Consider the following 18,660-nt stretch of genomic DNA (forward strand, 5'->3'; position numbering starts at 1 on the left):
TCCCGCGCCTCGTCAGTGCTGTCCCGCGAGGCTCTGGGTACCGAGCACCGAGATCAGCTCCAGCTTCTCGGCGGCGTCGGTGCCCGGCTCGGCCGAGTACACGAGGATGCGCAAGTCGTGCTCCTCGACCCGGAGATGGTCGCAGTCCAGCGTAAGTACGCCCACCTGCGGATGCTCGACCGTCTTCCGGGACGCCTCCAACCGGCCCACCACCCCCGCGTCCCACAGTTCGGCGAACCGCCCGCTCTCCGCCCGCAGCTCGGCGATCATCCGCCGCAGCTGGCGGTCGGCCGGATAGCGGGCGGCCGTCGAGCGCAGCTCGGCGACCATCCCGGCCTCGAAGGCCCGCCGCGCCTCGGGGGTGTGCCGCACCCGGGACGGCCGGCCGAGGAAGTTGCGCCACACGCCGTTGCGCTCGAAACCGCGCAGGCCGGAGGGATCGCCCAGCAGCGCCCCGTACATCGGGTTGGTCACCAGCAGGGTCATGGCGGCGTCGGTCACCGCGACGGGCGTACCCACCAGCCGGTCGAGGATTCGCTGCACACTGGGCGTGAGGTAGGCGGGCACCACATCCGGCCCCGGCGGCACCAGCCCCGCCAGCCCGAACAGATACCTCCGCTCGTCCGCGGACAGCCGCAGCGCCCGTGCCAGCGCCTCGACCACCTGCACGGACGGGTTGCTCGCCCGGCCCTGTTCGAGGCGCGTGACGTAGTCCACCGAGATCCCGGCCAGCAGCGCCAGCTCCTCGCGCCGCAGCCCCGCCGCCCGCCGCTGGCCCCCGGCAGGCAGCCCGGCCACGTCCGGCGCGACGCGATCACGCCAGCGCCGCAGCGCCTGACCGAGTTCCGTAGCCGTCATGCCCCCAGTCAACACGGTCGGCCACGGACGTGCCTGGTACCCGCAGTACCCCTCTGATCACCTGCTGAGGCCGGTGAGCACCGGTGATCGCGCCGATGCCATGATGCCGATCTCCATGGCCGCCGAGCGTCTTCCTGCCACGCCCGAGCGGCCCCCTGCGCGCCCGGGCGGGCCCCTGCGCGCCCCGGCCTGCCCTCGCGGACCTGCGGGCGCGGTGCCGTGGGGCACGACCGCCGGTTGCCCGGCGGTGTGACGTGGGTCATGGCCGCGGGTTTTGACGCTCCTCCGTGTAAGAAACGGGCCGCTGCCCGCATTGCTTGGTGAGAGAGCCGAGACGAAAGGAGGGCGCGTGACACCTGTTGAGCGCTTTCGAGGTGTCTACGAGGAGTGCCATCCACGTGTCCTCGCCTACGCCACGAGCCTGGTCGGACGTGAGGTGGGGGAGGACATCACCAGTGAGACGTTCACGGTCGCCTGGCGGCGGATGGGCGACATGCCTCACCCGGCACTGCCGTGGCTGCTCGGCGTGGCCCGCAACCTGGTGCGCGAACTGCGCCGCCGGGACGCGCACCAGTACCTCCTCGCCGCCGAGGAAGCACAGCGCATCAGCAGCGGCGCCGAGACCCACGTCGGTGACGTCGCAGCCGAGGTCGCCGACCGGCACATCGCTCTGCAGGCCCTCGCGGGCCTGCCCGAGGCCGACCGGGAACTGCTGACGCTGATCGCCTGGCACGGCCTGACAGCCGGCGAGGCCGCCCGGGTCCTGGACTGCACCACCGCGACGCTGACCGTCCGCCTGTACCGGGCCCGCCGCCGTCTGGAGAAGGCCCTGGAGGCGGCACAGGCGTCGGGGACGGCGTCGGCAGCCCACGCGAAGACCGCACTTCCTCCCAACCACCAAGGAGCCCCCGCGTGAAGAACACCCCCAGGCGGTCCCAGCGACCCGACGTCATGAAGGCGCTCGCGGACGCGCGGCCCGATGAGCTGGATCCGTTCCGGTCGGCGGACCCGGTACGGCGGCAGCAGGACTTCGCCCGCATCGTCGCCGGGCCGACGGACGTCGACGCGGCCCAACTCGCCGCACCGCGCCGCAGAATCGGATTCCGCCCGCTGGGGGCGGTGGCCCTCACCGCCGTGGCGGCATCCGTCGCGGTGGCCGTGGGCACGGCCGACCGGCAGGGGACGGCCGACCGGCCGGCCGCACAGGCGCGGTCGTCGGCTCCGTCACGGACGTCCGCCCCAGGGGCGGACGTCCGCGTCGACGGCCACATCGAACTGCTCAGCGCGGCCACACACGCGGAAGCGTCGCCCGCCGAGGGGACGTACTGGCAGACCACCACGCAGTCGCGGCACGTGGACGTCGCCGAGGCGAACGGGCGGCTCATCGCCGTGAGCAGCACAGGGACCGACCAGTGGTCGGTGGGCGTGCGGCCCGGCACGAACAGCCTGATGGTCACCGGGGAGAACTCCGTGACCGAGCCCATGACGGCGGCGGACAGGGAACGCTGGAAGGCCGCCGGCTCGCCCCGCACGGTCGTGGCCGAGATCGGGATCAGCTCCGGGACGGCCAAGATCGCTTACACCGTCGGGCCCGGGCACCCGACGCTCATGCGGACGAGCGTCGACGACAAGATCTACGCCGTGGGCCCGAACAACGTCTCCTACCAGGACCTGCGTGCGCTGCCCTCCACCACCGCCGGGCTGCGCCGCCACCTGGAGGCGCTGTACACGCAGGACAACGGGGCCGAGGGTGGTACGGCGGGCCGCAGCGCCTGGATGCTGCGCCAGGCGGGCAACCTCATCACGATGCCGGTGAAGCCCGCTGTCCGGGCGGCCGCCTACCGTGTGATGGCCGGCCTGCCCGGGGTCCGGGTGGTCGGGCACGTCACCGACCCACTGGGCCGCGAAGGCGTCGCGGTCGAGTTCCCCAAGGCCTACCCGACACCGCTGGGGACCACCAGGGAGCGGCTGGTCGTCGACCCGTCCACCGGCTCGATGCTCAGCGACCAGACGCTGCTGCTCGAACCCTCGGCCAGGGCCGAGAAGGCAGGTCTCAAGGCCGGTACGACGGTCAGCGACGAGGCGACGACGCGGATGGGCTGGGGCGAGCGGCAGATCACCGTGCCGAAGAACGCCCGGAGCTGAGCCGGAACCGACCGGACAGCCCGACCAGGAGCGCGCCGTGGGCGGACCGGCCCGCCCACGGCGCGCCCCGCACCGACCCCCGCACCGCCCCCCGCACCGGCCACCGCGGGCCGGCCCCCGACAGGACGCAGCAGATCGCCGGCGACGCGGCCGTGCGCCCCGGCCGGTCCGGCGCCCCGCGTCGAACGGCCTCGACCCGGCCGAGGGTGGCCGGAGTTCCGTCCGGACCACGCCGCGGCCGTCCGGGTCGCCCGGCTGGCGAAATCCTCTGCACGTCTTCCGCGCATCGTCTGCGCGATCTCTGCGCGGCCGAGAGCCCGCTCCCCGTTCTCCCCCTTCTCCTGAGGAAATCCGCGCTCATGCACCTCCCCAGAACCGCCCTGTCGGTGACCGCGGCGGTCGTCGCCTCCACGCTGGGCATCGCCGCGTATCAGTGCATACCTGACGAGAGGCCGGGCGTGAACGCCGGCAGGGCCTCGACCGTCCAGGACGAGGCCGCAGCCGAACCGTCGGTGCCCGCTCCCGCCACGCCACGGGCGACGGTTCAGTCGCGACCGGAGTTCCCCACCCGACTGCCCGGACTCGGCCCCAAGACGTCGGCCCAGGTCCCGCAGCACACCCGGCAGGTCCTTCTCGTCACGGGAGCGGGGAAGAACTCGGCGTCCTCGAGGGTCGTTCTCTGGCAGCGCGTCGACGGCGGCTGGCGGCCCGGCGCGGTGTGGGCCGCCCACAACGGCTACCAGGGCTGGACCGACGAGCACTACGCGGGTGACCTGCACAGCCCCATAGGGGTGTTCGGCCTCACCGACGCGGGCGGCCGCCTCGCCGACCCCGGCAGCAAACTGCCGTATCACCGCTCGGGCGCCTTCTACACCGACGACGTCGGCCTGCAGGGCGAGTCACTCCGGGGAGTCTTCGACTACGTCATCGCCATCAACTACAACCGCCTGCCCGGTACATCACCGATGGACGGCACCAAACCCATGGGCGAGAACCGGGGCGGGGGCATCTGGATCCACGTCGACCACGGCGGCCCCACACACGCCTGCGTCAGCATCTCCAAGGCGCACATGAGGCAGTTGCTGCGCACGCTTGATCCGGCCGACCACCCGGTCGTGGTCATGGGCGACGCGGCCTCGCTGGCACGATGACGATCCCCGGGCCCACAGAGGTGCCGCGCCCTCCGCGCCGGGAACAGCGCGTCGCGCTCGCGAGCAGACCCTCGGACGAGCACCGCGCACCTACGGGGCAGGGGCGCCGTCAGGCCCCCGTCTCGCGGAACCGTTCGCGCGGGCGCTGCATTTTCTCGGCGATGGGCAGGAAGAAGCTCGCGGTCCCGCCGAGTCCGAGAACGGGCATCTTGAGCTTGCCCTCTTCGGCCGGCACGCGCCGGTTGTCCTCGGCGTTTCTCTCGAGGGCCCTGAACAGTTCGAGGCCCGCCCGCATTGCTCCGGGCCGGGTGTAGTCGGCGATGCGCAGTACGGCGCGGCCCCCGGCCCGTCCGTCCGGGCGCCCGGAGAGCGGTAGAGACGCACGGCCGCGGGACGGCCGTACCGGATCCGGCGTAACCCTCCGGCGACAGGCGGCGGTGTCACAACGTCGTCCCTCCAGCGGCGGGCGCCGGTGTCGCAACGTCGTTCCTCCAGCGGCGGGCGGCGGTGCCGCAACGTCGTCGTGTGCGTGTCCGGCCAAGCTCCCGGGCTCCGGGTGATGAGTGCTGCGTCACCCCTCCTTGCAAGCGGAACCGGCTCCGCTTATGGTCGACGGGTAAGCGGAACCTACTCCGTTTACTGCTCGATCCCGGGCGGCGTCCCGCGTTCGCCCGCGCTCATGGATGTGGTGGCCGCGGCCCCGCCGGGCCGCGGCCACCGGAAACAGGGAAGAACGCATGACTCAGATCACCACACCCTTCGGCGCGCACTCGACCGCGTCCGACGTCATCGCCGGCACCGACCTCACCGGCCGACGGGCCGTCGTGACCGGTGCCACCGGCGGCCTGGGCCGGGAGACCGCCCGCGCCCTGGCCTCGGCGGGCGCCGAGGTGACCGTGGCGGGACGGACCCTGAAGGCCGCCACGGACGTCGCACAGGACATCGCCGCCGAGACCGGCAACCCTCTGACGCGCGCCGGACAGCTGGACCTCGCCGACCCGGCATCCGTCGCCGCCTTCGTCGCCGGGTGGCGCGGACCGCTGCACATCCTGGTGAACAACGCCGGGATCATGGCCACGCCCGAGCGGCGCACCCCCGCCGGCCGGGAGCTCCAGTTCGCCACCAACCACCTCGGTCACTTCGCCCTCACCGTGGGCCTGCACGACGCCCTCGCGGCGGCCGGCGGCGCCCGCGTGGTCGTCGTCAGCTCGGTCGGGCACGTCAACGGCCCCGTCCGCTTCGACGACTATGACTTCACCAGGCAGCCGTACGACCCGTGGCTGGCGTACGCCCAGTCCAAGACGGCGAACGTCCTGTTCGCCGTGGAGGCCGCGAAGCGCTGGGCCGCCGACGGCATCGCCGTCAACGCGCTGAACCCCGGGCGCATCTGGGAGACCGGCCTCGGCCGCCACATGGACGCGCCGCCCGCCTCCTTCGACCCGTCGGGGACATCCGGCGTCATCGAGAAGAACATCGCCCAAGGCGCCGCGACCTCGGTACTGCTGGCGGCGTCACCCCTGCTCGACGGTGTCACCGGCCGTTACTTCGAGGACTGCCAGGAAGCCGGCCCCCACGCTCCCGGCGTACGCCGCGGCGTCGCCGCCCACGCCGTCGACCCCGACAGCGCCCGCGCACTCTGGGACCTCTCCGTGCGGCTGACCTCCGCCCCATAGGGGTCGGGTCCTGGGCGCTCCCCACCGCACCGGCGACGACTGCGGCCCGGCCGACCCGGAGGACCTGCCCCGGACCGTACAATGACGGAAATCGGAGCCGCGTCCGCTTCTGGAATCGTCGACAGGCGGAACGCACTCCGCCGGCAAGGGGAGTGTCCATGCCTCGGTCGCTGCGGGCGGACGCACAGGCCAACCACGGGCGTCTGCTGGAGGTGGCCGCGCGCATCTTCGCGCGCGAGGGCGCCGACACGTCCATGAAGGCCATCGCGGGCGAGGCGGGGGTCGGCATCGGAACGCTGTACCGCCGCTTCCCCGCGCGCGAGGACCTGGTCGAGGCCGTCTACCGCAACGAGACGGACCGGCTCAGCGCGTCGGCCGAACGGCTTCTGGACGACCGCTCTCCCGACGTCGCGCTGCGGGAGTGGATGGAGGCCTTCGTGGACTACATGCTCACGAAGAAGGGGATGGCGGACGCCCTGCCGTCGATCCTCGCCGCCCGCGAGGGCCTGCGCCTGCACAGCCGCGACGCGCTGAAGGCCGCGGTCACGACGCTTCTGGCGGCCGGTGCCGCGGCCGGACAGGTACGCGGGGACGCGGAACCCAACGACGTGCTCATGGCGCTGGGCGGGATCACCCTCATCAGCGGTCACGAGCACCAGCGCGATCTCGCCTCGCGGCTCATCACGCTGCTCCTCGAAGGCATCTGCGTCACCGCACCTGACCGTCCGTAGCCGGGTCCGCCGCCGGCGCGTGCCAGCTGTTGAGGATGCGCAGGGACTCGGCTGTGACAGAGCCCGGCTCGGGCATGTAGACGCACAAGGTCTGGTTCTCGTCGCCCGGGAGTTGCATGGATTCGTAGGAGAAGTGCAGGTCGCCGACGAGTGGATGCCGGTAGTCCATCGCGCCGTGGGTGCGGCGCGTCACCCGGTGGTCGTTCCACCATGTACTGAACTCCGGGGAGTTGAGGGTGAGTTCGCCGATCAGGTCGGCCAGTCGGCGGTCTCCCGGGCAGCGGCCCGCCTCCATGCGCAGCATGGCCACCGTTTCGCACGCGACATGCTCCCACTCGACGGTGCGCTCGCGGGCCTGCGGGTCGAGCAGGTAGTAGCGGGCCAGGTTCCGTCGCAGGACAGGCAGCGCATCGAAGTCGGTGAGGATGGCGCGGGCCAGGCGGTTGGAGGCCAGGACGTCGGTGCGGCGGCCGATGATGTACGCGGGTACGTGCTCCAGGGTCTGCAGCATCAGGTGCAGCCCCTGGCGGACCCGCTGCGGGTTGACCGGTGCCCGGCGCGCACCCGGACGGGCGAGGAGATCGGTCAGGTACTCGTGCTCGGCGGCGTCCAGACGCAGCGCGCCGGCCAGGGCGTCCACGACCTCGGGGGAGGGGTGGGCGGCCCTGCCCTGTTCGAGGCGGGTGTAGTACTCGGTGCTCACCCCCGCGAGGCGGGCGGCCTCCTCGCGCCGCAGCCCCGACACCCGGCGGGACCGTCCGTCGGCGGGCAGCCCTGCCGCCTCGGGGGTGATCCGCGCGCGCCGGGTGCGAAGGAAGTCTGCGATCTCGCTGCTGCGGTCCATACCCTCCAGTGTCGCCTCCCCTCACATGGTCCGCCGCCGCGCCGGGTGGCCCCGCCAGTACCTGTCAGGGCAGGGCCATCTCCGGGCCTTCCGGACCGGTCGCACGGTGGTGTGCTTGTTGCCAGAGGGCCCCGGTGGACACCGCGGCCACCCCGAACTACCGGAAGGTGTCACCCCATGACCAGCGAGATCCCCACCCGGGCCGCCGGCAAGCCGTTGGACGGCCGGGTAGCGGTCGTCACCGGAGCATCCAGCGGCATCGGCGAAGCCTCGGCCGAGCACCTCGCGGCGCTGGGCGCGACGGTCGCCGTGCTGGCGCGGCGCGCGGACCGGCTCGACGAGCTGGTAGCCCGCATCGGCAAGAACGGCGGGACCGCCCTGGCGGTCGCCGTCGACGTGACCGACGCCGCCGCGGTGCAGGCCGCGGCCGACCGCGTGGAGGCGGAACTGGGCGCCGCGGACCTGCTCCTCAACAACGCCGGCGTCATGCTGCCCGCACCCGTCGAGGAACTGCGCGCCGACCAGTGGCAGCGCCAGATCGACCTGAACATCTCCGGCCTGATGAACGTCATCGGCGCCTTCACCCCGCAGCTCGTGCGGGCCGCGGGCGAGCGCGGTGTGGCCGACCTGGTGAACACGTCGTCGAGTGCCGCGCAGAACCTCTACCCGACCTTCGCCGTCTACGCCGGCACGAAGGCGTTCGTCTCGCACCTGTCGAAGCACCTCCGGGTCGAGCTGGGCCCGAAGAAGGTGCGGGTCTCCGCGATCGAGCCCGGGATCGTGGGCACCGAACTCCAGGACCACGTCACCGACGCCGGCGCCAACGCCTGGCTGGAGGGTTCGAAGGACACCGTGGACTGGCTCCGGTCCGAGGACATCGCGGAGATCGTCGGGTTCATCGCCTCGCGTCCGCTGCGGGTCAACCTCCCGCAGGTCTTCATCATGCCGACGGCCCAGGCCAGCTGACACCGGGCCGAGCGCGGCCCGGATCGGGCGCCGGCCCGGTCCGGTCACGGAACACGCGACAGACCGAGGAGCATCGGCGCCGCGGGCAGAAGGGGCGAAGCTGTTTCCCAGGCAGCAAGGCAGCAAGGCAGCAACGCAGCAAGGCGGCCGGACGGCGAGACGGCCAGCCGGCCGCGCGGCGAAAAAGGCATGTCACACACCTTCCCGGTGCAACTCGACGGGTCACGTCGAAGCAGACGTTCGAGGCGATCATGGAATTCCTCCGTGCCGCGCCCCTGTAGAACAGCGTGCGTCGTTCCGCCCCGCCCCGCCCCGCCCCTTGGCCTGCGGCTGCTTCATGAACGACGTGGGTGGGTGTACAGGCCAGAGCGTGGCGGGCATACGGTCAGTGGGGTGCCGGCACTCGGCTTCCGGGGGGGATGATGACGGGCATTGAGATCGCGGTCGGGTACGTGTTCGCGTGGGCGGTCCGCAAGGCGAAGCGAGTCGCCGGAAGGGCGGACCAGGAGGTGGACCGGACGCTGGACGGCGCCATGGACCGCCTCGACGACCTGGTGCGTCGCAAGCTGGGTGAGGACACCGCGCTGCAGAGGCTGACCCTGGAAGCCGCGGATGGCCGGGACGAGCCGAGCGAGCGCTCTCGACGGCGGGTGCAGCTCGCGCTGGAAGACGCCGCAGAGCAGGACCTGGCCTTCGCGGAGGCGCTGGAGCGCGCGTTGCGGGAACTGCAGGCCCTGTCCCGAGGAACCGGCCAGGTGTCGGCGGGGGGCGGCGGGCCGGCCGTCGGCGGCAACGTCGACATCCGTGCCGACCACGGGTCGGCAGCCGCGTGGACGATGGGCGACGTGACGATCGGAGACGCCGCAAACCCTTCCAGGCCGGGTCCGGCGCCGGGCTGACCGGACCCGGCACCGTTCCAGCCCCGAACCCGCCACCCGCGGTCCTGGTCCAGAGCACGAACGGCGGGGCAGCCGCCTACGTCATCGAACAGCTCCACCAGCACTTCCCCGGTCGGCAGACCGTCGTCCCGCTCGACCGAGCCCGGCCCGTCGAGTCGTGGACCGCGCAGCAGCTCGGCGTCCACCCCGCCATCCCCGGAGGCCCCGGGACAGCGGCGGAATTCGTGCTTCCCGGCTACATCCGACGAGACCACGACCGGCAGCTGCGCCGACGTCTGACCGCGGCCGCCACCAGCGGGGAGACGGCACTGGTGGTCGTGCGCGGGGCCTCGTGCACCGGCAAGACGCGGAGCGCCTACGAGGCCACCCGCGCCTGCCTCGGCGACTGGCAACTGGTCTTCCCCAAGGGCGCCGACGGCCTGAGCGCGCTGCTGGCCGCCGACGCCCTCGGGCCGCGGACGGTGCTGTGGCTGAACGAGGCCCAGGACTTCCTCACCGGTCAGGCAGGAGAGGCGGCGGCCGCAGCACTGCGCCGCCGCATGGAAGAACCCGGCCCGCTGGTCGTACTCGCGACCCTGTGGCCGAGCTACTACCGTGACCTGACGGCTACGCCGGAGGCCCCTGGCGAGGACGCGCATCCGCACGCCCGTGCCCTGCTCGACCCGGTCGTGCCCATCACCGTGCCCGAGGCGTTCGACGGGCAGGCCCTTCGCGAACTGGCCACGCGCGCCGACCTGTCACTGGCCACGGCGGCCCGCACCACGCCCGCCGGCACCATCACCCAGACCCTGGCCGCGGGACCGGACCTGGTCGACCACTACGAACAGCCCGTCCCGCCCCACGGCCCGTACGGCAGGGCGATCATCGCCGCGGCCATGGACGCCCGCCGCCTGGGCCACACCTCCCCCCTGCCCGCAGCCTTCCTCGAAGCCGCCGCCCCCGGATACCTGACCGAGCAACTGCGCGCGGCCGCCGAGCCCGGCACCTGGTTCACCCACGCGCTCGCCTACGCGAAGTACAAGGTGAAGGGGGTCGCCGCCGCGCTGGAACCCGTCGCCGATCCGAGCGGCATGGGCTCGCTTCCCGCCACGTACCGCCTCGCCGACTACCTCGATCACCATGCCCGCACCACGCGACGGTGCACCTTCCCTCCGGCGTCCTTCTGGATCGCCGCCCGGCACCACGCGGCCACCCCGGCCGACCTCAGTGGCCTCGCCGACGCCGCCCACGTGCGGGCTCGCTTTCGCACAGCCGTCGCCCTGTACCAGCAGGCGGCCGCCGGCGGCGACACCGAGGCCATGTGCAACCTGGGATACGAGCGGCAGAAGACCGGGGACCTGGTGGGCGCGCTGGAGCTCTTCCGGCAGGCCGCAGAGCGCGGCGACGACCATGGTCTGGCCGCGGCGGCGGATCTCCTGCGGAGGACCGGGGAGCACAAGGCCGTCGCGCGCATGTACCTGCTGGCCTCCGCCCGCGGCAGCGCCTTCGCCCCGCTCTTCTTCGCGGAGGAGCGGGAGCGGGCCGGGGACCCGAAGGGCGCGGAGGGGTTCTACCGGCAGGCCGTGGCCAACGGCAGCACCTCCGCCCTGCTGGATCTCGGGGAGTTGCGGGAGCGTGCCGGAGACCTGCAGGAGGCCGGGCAGCTGTACCGGCAGGCCGCCGCGCGCGGCGCCGTCAGCGCTCTCCTCCACCTGGCCGGGAAGCGGGAGCGGGCCGGCGACCTGGCGGGGGCCGAGCGGCTGTGCCGGCAGGCCCGCGACGCCGGCAGCAGCGAAGCCCTGACCCTGCTGGTGGGGCTGCGGGAGCGGGCCGGGGACAGGCCCGCTGTGATGCAGATGGTCCGGGACGTGTTCGATGCCGGCGGGGCCAGGGCCCTGACTCCCCTGGCGCGGGGGCTGGAGCAGATCGGGCACCGCGACATGGCGCGGTGGCTCTACGAGAAGGCCGCAGCCGAGGGCGAGACCTACGCGCTGACCTGGGTGGCGGAGCGGCGGGCGACGAGCGGGGACCCGCAGGGCGCGGAGCCGTTCTACCGCCAGGCCGCCGCCCAAGGCGACCCTCGCGCCCTGGTGGCTCTGGCGTCTCAGCGGAAGCGGGCCGGAGATCTGGAGGAGGCGGAGCAGTTGTACCGGCAGGCCGCCGCGCGCGGCGACAACTTCGCCCTCGTCGATCTGGCCGAGGAGCGGAAGCTGGCCGGGGATCTGGAGGGAGTGCGGCGGCTGTACCCGGAGGTCGCCGTCGGCGGGGACATCGGTGCCGTGGACCGGCTGGCGGAACTGCTGGAGCAGGCCGGGGACCGCGAGGGCGTGACGCAGCTGTACCGGCAGGCCCTCGACGCGGGCGAGCGCGGAGCACTGGACCGGCTCGCGAAGCTCCGGGAGCAGGTCGGGGACATCGAGGGTGCCGAACGGCTACGCCAGTTCGGACTGGGGCCCGACGGCGCTCCGCCGGAGGCGTCGACGTAGCGAAGGCGATCCTTCGAGCCCGTGCTCACCGTGCTGTTCACCAGCCGGGCGCACCGCGTGCTCCCGTACGCGAACCAGCGCAGGCGTGGCGACGTGCAGGGGCCGAACTCCTCCAGGTTCGTCATGCCGCCGACCTGCGGAGGTATCCACGGTCGCGCAACGGCAGGGAGGCGCCCGGCACGGCACCCTTCGGGCACCGGGTGACGCCGTCCTGCTAGCGTGCCGCGATGCCTTCGGAGATATCCCAGCTTGTCGACGAGCTTGTCGCGCAGATGAAGTCCGGCTCGATTGCCGGCTACCGGCGGGCGTTGTCGCGGCTGGGGGAGAGTGCGCGTGCGGGAGGTCCCGCGAGTTCGACCGCCACGGTCGAGGCTCTCGCGCCGTGGCTGCCGGGTCTGGCCGGCGACTTCGCCAAGACGGCCGTCCTGGCGGGGGCGTGCGTCGAATGGGGCGGTTCACCCATGGCGTTGGCCGACGTGCTGCCGCGGCGCGCCGCCGAGGCGATGATGCTCAACGACCTGGTCCCTGGGTGCTGGGCCGAGGCCGCTCCCGGGCTGCCGTTGCCGGAGCAGGTGAGCGGCAGCACGCGGGAGTTGGTGCAGGCTCTCGCCACCCTGGCCGGACCGGAAGGGCGCCCGGACGAGGAGGACATGACCCGGATCGCCATGTCCTGGTTCGACATGGAGGACTGGCTCGGAGCGCTCATCACCGTCCTCGGGCACGCCCGCTTCCGGGCGGCGGTGCCCGCAGAGGTCAAGGCGGAGCTGCGCACGTACGCCGCAGCGGTCGCCGACCGGTCGCAGCGCGCCGCCTGGGTGAGAGACCTGGCCGCCGTCCTCGACGACGAGCCTCTGGTCGTACTCCACCCCCCTGCGCGTCGGGGGTATCTCCTCACGATGAGCGGTGTCGGGGACAACTTCCAGCTGCACACCCTGCTCGCCGACCGGCTTGTCGGCGACGCCGACCAGGGCCTGGTTCCGGGGGAACGCCCCGCCCGTTCCTGGGTCGTGGCGGCGACGGACGGCGACCCGTACCTGGGCCCCGGTAATCCGGCGCTCCGGCGCTTCCGGCTCTTCGACGGCCATGGCGCCTACGTGCACCCAGAAGGGGTGCCCGCCGACATCGAGCCGCTCGACGGTACCCGCGTGCTGGTGCTGCACCCGCCGAACGGAAACTACGGCATGGGTGTCGGCCGGGTCTTCCAGGACATGATCCCCACCCTCGGCCTCGACCGGGTGCTGGCACCGGACGAGGCGGAGCGCTGGCTCACCCGCGTGGCCCCCGCCGTCGAGAGCGACCTCATGGCCTCCCGGCCGGGAAGCCGGACGTGACGCGACCGCCGCTCACCGAGGAGCGCCGCACAGGCCCCCACGGCCGGTGACCCGGCGGGTCCGGACGCCGTCGGCGGGGCACGGGGGCGGACCGAGAGCCCGCGCGAGGCGGCCGGCGGCGAAATCGCCGGTTCACGCGGCGGCCGTCACTGTGTGTCCCTAGAGTGGGGCAGCGGGTGATGGCCGGTCCGCGGTTCGGTTGCCGCACCGCGAGGACCTCCGTCGCGCACGGGGAGGGCGGCCGCACCCGGAACGTCCGACGTCGGCTGGGGGGCCGGTGAACTACTCGATTCGGATCAGGTCCGACTGGCGGTGCCGCAGGTGCGGCGAGGACGCCCAGGACGCCACGTACATGGTCGTCGACGCCCTGGCGCGGCCCGACCTGGTCCAGGGAGTGATCAGGGGCAGGGTGCCGTCGGTGACCTGCCCGTCCTGCGGCGCGCGAAAGACCCGGTTCTTCCCGCTGTTGGTGTACCGCGGCGCGGCGACCGGGCAGTTGGTCTACTTCTATCCGGCCCACACCCTGGCCGAGCAGGACGAGGCCAACAAGAAGCTGTACGTGGACGCGCTGCTCGACAGACTGGGGCCGGTGAGTGCGGAAGAGGCGGAGAACTCCGGCGTCCTGTCCGTGCCGTTCGACGCGGCACGCGGCGTGCTCGCGCCGACCGCGCGCGGCGCCTCGGCGGCCGGCGGGCCGCGCATGTGCAGGGTCAAGCCCCGGCGCTCGGCACCACCGCCCGAAGTGCTGCGGATCGGCGCCGAACTGATGGCGTCCGGGCGGGCCGGGCTCGGCCGGTCCCTGAGCGACAGACCGCTCGCGCAGGAGCTGGCACGCCTGGCGGAGCGGGCACTGGAGCTGCTGGGCGACCGCGACCAGCCCGAGGTGCGCGGCGACCTGGAAATGACGCTGGGCATGATGCTGAGCAGTGTGAACCGCGGCCAGGACGTCGTCGGCCTGGAACGGGCCATCGGCCTGATGCTCCGCCGAGCCCGCAGCATCTCGAGGGAAGAGGACCCGCACGGCTGGGCCGTGGCCCGATACGAGCTGGCACGCGCCTACAACCAGCGCTACACGGGCGATGTCCCCGCCAACCAGGAACTGGCCGTCCGGCATCTGCGGGCGGCGCTGGAGGCGACAGACCCGGAGCGGAACACCGATACGTGGGCGCGCATCCGCAGCGAGCTGGCGAAGGTGCTGATCGATCAGGGCACCCAGTCCGCACCCGGCCGGATCGAAGAGGCCATCGGCCTGCTGGAACCCGTCGTCGCCCGGCTCGACCCCGGCCGGGACAAGGAGCTCTGGTGCGACGCCCAGAGTTTCCTCGCCGGCGCGTACAACGCACGCCGGCAAGGCGACCCGGCCGTCAACAGAGAGCATGTGGTGCGGCTGTACGAGCAGTTGGACGCCCACGAATCGGAGGCGACCGACCCCGAACAGTGGGCCAACACCCAGGCCCGGCTGGCGGTCTCACTCTCCAAGAGAATACGTGGGGACCACCGGGAGAACAGTCTGCGCGCCCGCGAGCACCTCCTGCGGGCGCTCGCCGTCTACGAGCGGGTCGGCGACCGCGGCGAGGCCTCCAGCACCTACGACAAGCTGGCCGTCGTAGCGGGCGAACTCGGTGAGTACGACGAGGAGATCCGGTGCCACGAGGCAGCCCTCGTCGACCGCCACCGGGAAACCGCCCCGCACCTGTGGGCACGCAGCATGTCCAAGCTCGGCCGGGCCCTGATCGAGCAGGCCGGAAGGGACACGGCGGAGGACGCGGAGGATCGTGCCGCCAGGGCGCGGCGGGGGCTGGCCCACATCGAGGACGCCGTCGCCGCCTACGAGGGTCTCCCGACCGGGTTCGAACTCGGCTTCCAGCTCGTTTCCCTGGCAGGGGCCTGCCGGCTCTGCCGCAGGCTGGACCCCTCGCGGGAGGACGAACTCCGTGAGCGGGAGCTGTCGGTTCTGCGCGAAGCGACGGACCGTGCCCACGGTCGCGGCGACCTGCTGAGAACCGCGGCGGAACAGCTCGGTGACGTCCTCGCGGAACGGACCGAATGGTCCGCGGCGGCCGACGCGTACCGGCAGGCCGTGAAGGCGGACGAGGAGCTGTTCCGCGCCTGCCTGGTGAGCTCCACGCGGCAGCTGCGGCTGAACTCCGCCGGGGACCTGCATCAGCGGGCCGCCTACGCACTCGCCCGCGCGGGCGGGTTGGAAGAGGCCCTGCTCTGCCTGGAACGCGGCAGGACACGCAACTTCAACCTGGCCCTGTCACCGGATCACGACCAGCTTCACCGGCTGGCGCAGACGGACCCGGAGACCCACGCCGCCTACGTGCGAGCCGCCGAAGCCGTACAGGTCCTGGAGGCCCGCAACCGTGAGCTGAGCCGCCGGGGAGCCCCAATGGACGCCGGGCGGGAGTTGGACGCGGCCGAGTACGAGCTGGGCGGAGTCCTCGACGAAGCCAGGGCGGAGCTGGCCGCCGTCCTGGACCGGGTCAGGGCGCTGCCGGGGATGGAGTCCTTCCTGCGGGCGGCGACCCGGGCCGACATCCTGGGGGCCGCACGACCGGGAGAGCCGCTCTGCTACATCGCCGCGACGAGGAACGGGAGCCTGTCCCTGATCGTCCGGCACGAGAGCGATCCCGGGCCCCGCGTCGAAGCCGTGGAGTCCGGGCTGACCGCGGCGGACGCCCGCGCGCTGGCCGACGCCTTCGCCGCCACCGTGGCCGAGAGGGGAGAAGCGCTGCGGGAGCTGCTCCCACGGCTCGGGGCGGAGCTGATCGGACCGGTCGCCGAGGCGCTCGGCGCGACGCAGGCCGTGGTTGTGATCGCCTGTGGCCCCACCGCCCATCTGCCGCTGCACGCCGCACAGCTTCCTTCGACGGGCGAGCCGCTGCTGGCGACCTGCGCGGTCACGTACGCACCGTCGGTGCGCCTGCTCCTCGCGGCCAGACGCCGGGCTGCGGCGCCGCTGCCGAAGCCTCTTCTCGTGGCGGTGTCCGCCCCGGGCCAGGACGGAGGACTGCTGGCCGCCCAGGAAGTGGCGGCGCTGCAGCGGCTGTTCGCCGCGGTGGGGGAGAGCCGGGGCGTCCCCGGTGATCCGCCGCCCGGAGCAGAGGACGGGGGCGCGAAGGGGAACCTGGTCGACGCCATGTCCGGCGCCAGCCACGTCCACCTGGCCTGTCACGGCGCCTACGACCCGACCGATCCGCTCGCCTCCAGACTCGACCTCGGCGGTGAGAGCATCTCGCTGGCCGACCTGCTGGACGCACGCCCCCGGCCGCTGGAGCGGGCCCTGCTGGTCACCCTGTCGGCCTGTGACACCGGGCTCGTCGACCCCCGCCTGCCGGACGAGGCGATCGGGCTGCCGACCGGCATCCTGCTGGCCGGCGGAGCGGGCGTCGTCTGCACGCGCTGGCGGACGAACGACACCGCGGCCGTGCTGCTGATGATCGCGTTCTACCGGCGGCTGCTGGGCCACGGTGTTCAGCCGCCCCCGTACGGCACACCGTCCGGCGCCGTCGGATCGCCTGCACAGGCCCTGCGGTGGGCCCAGTTGTGGCTGCGCTCGGTCACCGTGGCCGAACTGCTGGGCCTGGACTGGCTCCCGGCCGAGATCCGCCGGCGGCTGATGTCCCCCCGGGTGCCCGCGCGTCCGTTCCGGCACCCCTTCCTGTGGGCACCCTTCAGCATGGTGGGGGCATCATGACCGAGGCACCGGACACCGTCGCGGACCGCCTCCTGCACATGCCCGCCCACGCGCGGATCGCACGCTTCGCGCTCGTCGACGTCCCGGCCGTCCGGCGCACGCTCTCGGACAGGGAGGTCGCCTCCGTCCTCGGCTCGCTCTGCCTGGCCTACGCCTCGGAGGAACGCTACGACGAGGCCTTCGCCGCGGGGCTGCGGGCACGGAGGATCGCCGGCGCCCTGGCGGCGGACGACCCGGCACTGCTCGGCCACGTCCTGCTCAACCTCGGGGTCGCCCACAGCCAGGCAGGTGATCTCGAAAAGGGCCTGGCCGCGTATCTCGAGAGCTGGACGCACGCACGCCGTGGCGGCGACGAGGGGACGCTGTTCAAGGCCGGTGCGAACGCCCTGCTGACGCTGGAGTCCGGACGGCCCACCGGCGAGGCCGAGTTCGCCTTCCTCCAGGAGTGCCGTGCCGTCTTCGAGGCGGCGGACCGGCAGCCGGAGGTCGCACGGGCCTCCCGGTTGCTCGGGGAGGCGCTTCTCGACCGTGGACAGGTGGCGGACGCGATCGCCGTCCTGGACCGGGTCCTGGTACTGACCGAACCGCTCGGGGGCGCCCGGCCGATGCGGCGCGAGACGACCCGGCTCCTGCTGGAGGCGGACCGGCGCATCGGCGACGCGGCGGACGCGCCGCCGCTCGGCCCCGGAGTCCTGCGCGAGACGCGCGCACTGGTCGACGACGGTGTGGAGAGCGCCTTGCGGGGCATCGTGCCGCGCACGAGGACGTGCTTCTCCCGTGCCCTGGCCCTGCTGGAGCGGCGGGCCCGGCCACGGGAACGCCTGCTGGCGGCATTCCTGCTGCTCGTGGGCGCCCGGCTCGCCTTCCACGAGGACGACGAGCCGGCGACGATCGAGCTGATGACGCGCGCCGGGCAGGAAGTGGAGCTGATCAAACCGTCCCTGGCCGAGTGGGTGAAGTCCCGCGCCGGTCATCTGGACCTCGGCGCGCTGAGCACACTGGCCCGCAACGCGGCCGCCGGCGCGCGCGAACGGGGGAGCGGACCATGACACCAAGTACCGTCCAGCAGCTCGCGATCCTGGTGCTGCTGGTGCTGCCCGGCACCTCCTACCTCTTCGCGAGGGAACGGCTCCTCGGGATCCGTGAGGCCGAGCAGGAGGTGAACAACCGGTTCCTGCGCGCCCTCGCCGTCGGAGTCCTGCTCGACGCCGTGTATCTGATCGCCGTCGGTCCCCCTCTGGTACGGCTGCTGCGGGGCATGGGGAAGCGGCCCCTGACCGGTGTCGCCGAGCAGCCGCGGGAGGCCGGGCTCTGGCTGCTGCTTCTCGTCGTCGTCGTGCCGACGCTCCTGGCGTGGGCGGAGGCGTACCGGATCCGGCGTCGGCGCGCCGCCGTGCACGAAGGGACCCCCACCGCGTGGGACGCCGTCTTCCAGGACCGCGGGGCGTGTTTCGTCCGCGTCCGGCTGAAGGGCGGCGGCTGGGCCGGCGGCTGGTACGGAACGCGCTCGCGTGCCTCCGCCTATCCGCAGCCCGGTGACCTCTACCTGGAGTCCCAGTACCGGATGGAGCCGGACGGGACCTTCGGCCCACGGATGAGCGGCACGGGCGGGGTGTACGTCCGGGCCGCCGACGTCGACCTCCTGGAATTCCACGAACCGCGCCGCGACACCCGGGGAGCCAACGATGACGCAGTCTGACGCCGCCGACTACGAGGAACTCGACGACGACTTCGCCGGCTGGGCGGGCCCGCCGCGGGGCACCCACCGTCCCAGGAAGGAGGACGTGCCCGAGGACCAGGCCCTGCCTCCGGAGGGACCGGCCGGTGTCTCCACCACCGCCGAACGGGACGCCGACCCGCCGCGGTGAGGTGACCTCGTCGGTGCGTCCGGACGCAC

Annotated in this window: 16 protein-coding genes; 13 read left to right on the forward strand and 3 right to left on the reverse strand. The window is 73.0% G+C overall.

What is annotated here, in order from left to right:
* Window positions 1-12: 12 nt before the first annotated feature.
* Complete coding sequence (locus tag AB0472_RS27980; protein ID WP_366360176.1) at window positions 13-858, reverse strand: helix-turn-helix transcriptional regulator; 846 nt, start codon at window positions 856-858, stop codon at window positions 13-15.
* A gap of 349 nt (window positions 859-1,207) precedes the next feature.
* Here AB0472_RS27980 and AB0472_RS27985 point away from each other — a divergent pair, with 349 nt between their 5' ends.
* The 3 genes from AB0472_RS27985 (at window position 1,208) to AB0472_RS27995 (ending at window position 4,154) form a co-directional block, all read left to right on the forward strand.
* Complete coding sequence (locus AB0472_RS27985; RefSeq protein ID WP_366360178.1) at window positions 1,208-1,774, forward strand: sigma-70 family RNA polymerase sigma factor; 567 nt, start codon at window positions 1,208-1,210, stop codon at window positions 1,772-1,774.
* Window positions 1,771-3,003, forward strand: a complete 1,233-nt coding sequence (locus AB0472_RS27990) for a CU044_5270 family protein (RefSeq protein WP_366360180.1) — start codon at window positions 1,771-1,773, stop codon at window positions 3,001-3,003. Before AB0472_RS27985 ends, AB0472_RS27990 begins: the two co-directional genes overlap by 4 nt.
* A 359-nt stretch (window positions 3,004-3,362) precedes the next feature.
* Window positions 3,363-4,154, forward strand: a complete 792-nt coding sequence (locus AB0472_RS27995) for a L,D-transpeptidase family protein (protein WP_366360181.1) — start codon at window positions 3,363-3,365, stop codon at window positions 4,152-4,154.
* 109 nt (window positions 4,155-4,263) lie between these two features.
* Here AB0472_RS27995 and AB0472_RS28000 read toward each other — a convergent pair whose 3' ends face one another.
* Window positions 4,264-4,449: a hypothetical protein gene (locus tag AB0472_RS28000; RefSeq protein WP_366360183.1), complete on the reverse strand. Its 186-nt coding sequence runs from the start codon at window positions 4,447-4,449 to the stop codon at window positions 4,264-4,266.
* Window positions 4,450-4,891: 442 nt separating this feature from the next.
* On the opposite strand from AB0472_RS28000, the gene AB0472_RS28005 reads away from it, so the two are divergent.
* Both AB0472_RS28005 and AB0472_RS28010 read left to right on the forward strand, forming a co-directional pair.
* Window positions 4,892-5,827 carry an SDR family NAD(P)-dependent oxidoreductase gene (locus AB0472_RS28005; protein ID WP_366360185.1) on the forward strand — a complete coding sequence of 312 codons (936 nt, stop codon included), beginning with the start codon at window positions 4,892-4,894 and terminating at the stop codon, window positions 5,825-5,827.
* 158 nt (window positions 5,828-5,985) lie between these two features.
* Window positions 5,986-6,558 (forward strand): helix-turn-helix domain-containing protein, encoded by a 573-nt coding sequence (locus tag AB0472_RS28010; RefSeq protein WP_366360187.1) that lies wholly within the window; start codon window positions 5,986-5,988, stop codon window positions 6,556-6,558.
* On the opposite strand, the gene AB0472_RS28015 is transcribed toward AB0472_RS28010, so the two are convergent.
* A complete protein-coding gene (locus AB0472_RS28015) occupies window positions 6,536-7,402 on the reverse strand; it encodes a helix-turn-helix transcriptional regulator (protein WP_366360189.1) in 867 nt (288 codons plus the stop codon). The genes AB0472_RS28010 and AB0472_RS28015 overlap by 23 nt on opposite strands.
* A 177-nt stretch (window positions 7,403-7,579) precedes the next feature.
* On the opposite strand from AB0472_RS28015, the gene AB0472_RS28020 reads away from it, so the two are divergent.
* The 8 genes from AB0472_RS28020 to AB0472_RS28055 all read left to right on the forward strand — a co-directional run bounded on the left by AB0472_RS28020 (window position 7,580) and on the right by AB0472_RS28055 (window position 18,631).
* Window positions 7,580-8,368 (forward strand): SDR family oxidoreductase, encoded by a 789-nt coding sequence (locus tag AB0472_RS28020; protein ID WP_366360191.1) that lies wholly within the window; start codon window positions 7,580-7,582, stop codon window positions 8,366-8,368.
* 419 nt (window positions 8,369-8,787) lie between these two features.
* A complete protein-coding gene (locus AB0472_RS28025) occupies window positions 8,788-9,267 on the forward strand; it encodes a hypothetical protein (RefSeq protein ID WP_366360193.1) in 480 nt (159 codons plus the stop codon).
* Window positions 9,198-11,732, forward strand: a complete 2,535-nt coding sequence (locus tag AB0472_RS28030) for a hypothetical protein (protein WP_366360194.1) — start codon at window positions 9,198-9,200, stop codon at window positions 11,730-11,732. The genes AB0472_RS28025 and AB0472_RS28030 overlap by 70 nt, the downstream gene beginning before the upstream one ends.
* Window positions 11,733-11,959: 227 nt before the next feature.
* A complete protein-coding gene (locus AB0472_RS28035; RefSeq protein ID WP_366360196.1) occupies window positions 11,960-13,063 on the forward strand; it encodes a hypothetical protein in 1,104 nt (367 codons plus the stop codon).
* A gap of 277 nt (window positions 13,064-13,340) precedes the next feature.
* Window positions 13,341-16,763, forward strand: a complete 3,423-nt coding sequence (locus AB0472_RS28040) for a CHAT domain-containing protein (RefSeq protein ID WP_366360198.1) — start codon at window positions 13,341-13,343, stop codon at window positions 16,761-16,763.
* Complete coding sequence (locus AB0472_RS28045) at window positions 16,760-17,812, forward strand: tetratricopeptide repeat protein (protein ID WP_366360200.1); 1,053 nt, start codon at window positions 16,760-16,762, stop codon at window positions 17,810-17,812. Before AB0472_RS28040 ends, AB0472_RS28045 begins: the two co-directional genes overlap by 4 nt.
* Window positions 17,809-18,462 (forward strand): DUF6338 family protein, encoded by a 654-nt coding sequence (locus tag AB0472_RS28050; protein ID WP_366360202.1) that lies wholly within the window; start codon window positions 17,809-17,811, stop codon window positions 18,460-18,462. Before AB0472_RS28045 ends, AB0472_RS28050 begins: the two co-directional genes overlap by 4 nt.
* Window positions 18,449-18,631: a hypothetical protein gene (locus tag AB0472_RS28055; RefSeq protein ID WP_366360204.1), complete on the forward strand. Its 183-nt coding sequence runs from the start codon at window positions 18,449-18,451 to the stop codon at window positions 18,629-18,631. Before AB0472_RS28050 ends, AB0472_RS28055 begins: the two co-directional genes overlap by 14 nt.
* The last annotated feature ends 29 nt before the right edge of the window (window positions 18,632-18,660 follow it).

The sequence above is a fragment of the Streptomyces sp. NPDC086777 genome (assembly GCF_040702065.1).
Lineage (GTDB): Bacteria > Actinomycetota > Actinomycetes > Streptomycetales > Streptomycetaceae > Streptomyces.

What these genes read in the sequence shown, in the direction of transcription:
- AB0472_RS27980 (WP_366360176.1), bottom strand. Translation starts at nt 858, where the DNA reads ATGACGGCTACGGAACTCGGTCAGGCGCTGCGGCGCTGGCGTGATCGC.
- AB0472_RS27995 (WP_366360181.1), top strand. Translation starts at nt 3,363, where the DNA reads ATGCACCTCCCCAGAACCGCCCTGTCGGTGACCGCGGCGGTCGTCGCC.
- AB0472_RS28000 (WP_366360183.1), bottom strand. Translation starts at nt 4,449, where the DNA reads ATGCGGGCGGGCCTCGAACTGTTCAGGGCCCTCGAGAGAAACGCCGAG.
- AB0472_RS28005 (WP_366360185.1), top strand. Translation starts at nt 4,892, where the DNA reads ATGACTCAGATCACCACACCCTTCGGCGCGCACTCGACCGCGTCCGAC.
- AB0472_RS28010 (WP_366360187.1), top strand. Translation starts at nt 5,986, where the DNA reads ATGCCTCGGTCGCTGCGGGCGGACGCACAGGCCAACCACGGGCGTCTG.
- AB0472_RS28015 (WP_366360189.1), bottom strand. Translation starts at nt 7,402, where the DNA reads ATGGACCGCAGCAGCGAGATCGCAGACTTCCTTCGCACCCGGCGCGCG.
- AB0472_RS28020 (WP_366360191.1), top strand. Translation starts at nt 7,580, where the DNA reads ATGACCAGCGAGATCCCCACCCGGGCCGCCGGCAAGCCGTTGGACGGC.
- AB0472_RS28025 (WP_366360193.1), top strand. Translation starts at nt 8,788, where the DNA reads ATGATGACGGGCATTGAGATCGCGGTCGGGTACGTGTTCGCGTGGGCG.
- AB0472_RS28035 (WP_366360196.1), top strand. Translation starts at nt 11,960, where the DNA reads ATGCCTTCGGAGATATCCCAGCTTGTCGACGAGCTTGTCGCGCAGATG.
- AB0472_RS28045 (WP_366360200.1), top strand. Translation starts at nt 16,760, where the DNA reads ATGACCGAGGCACCGGACACCGTCGCGGACCGCCTCCTGCACATGCCC.
- AB0472_RS28050 (WP_366360202.1), top strand. Translation starts at nt 17,809, where the DNA reads ATGACACCAAGTACCGTCCAGCAGCTCGCGATCCTGGTGCTGCTGGTG.
- AB0472_RS28055 (WP_366360204.1), top strand. Translation starts at nt 18,449, where the DNA reads ATGACGCAGTCTGACGCCGCCGACTACGAGGAACTCGACGACGACTTC.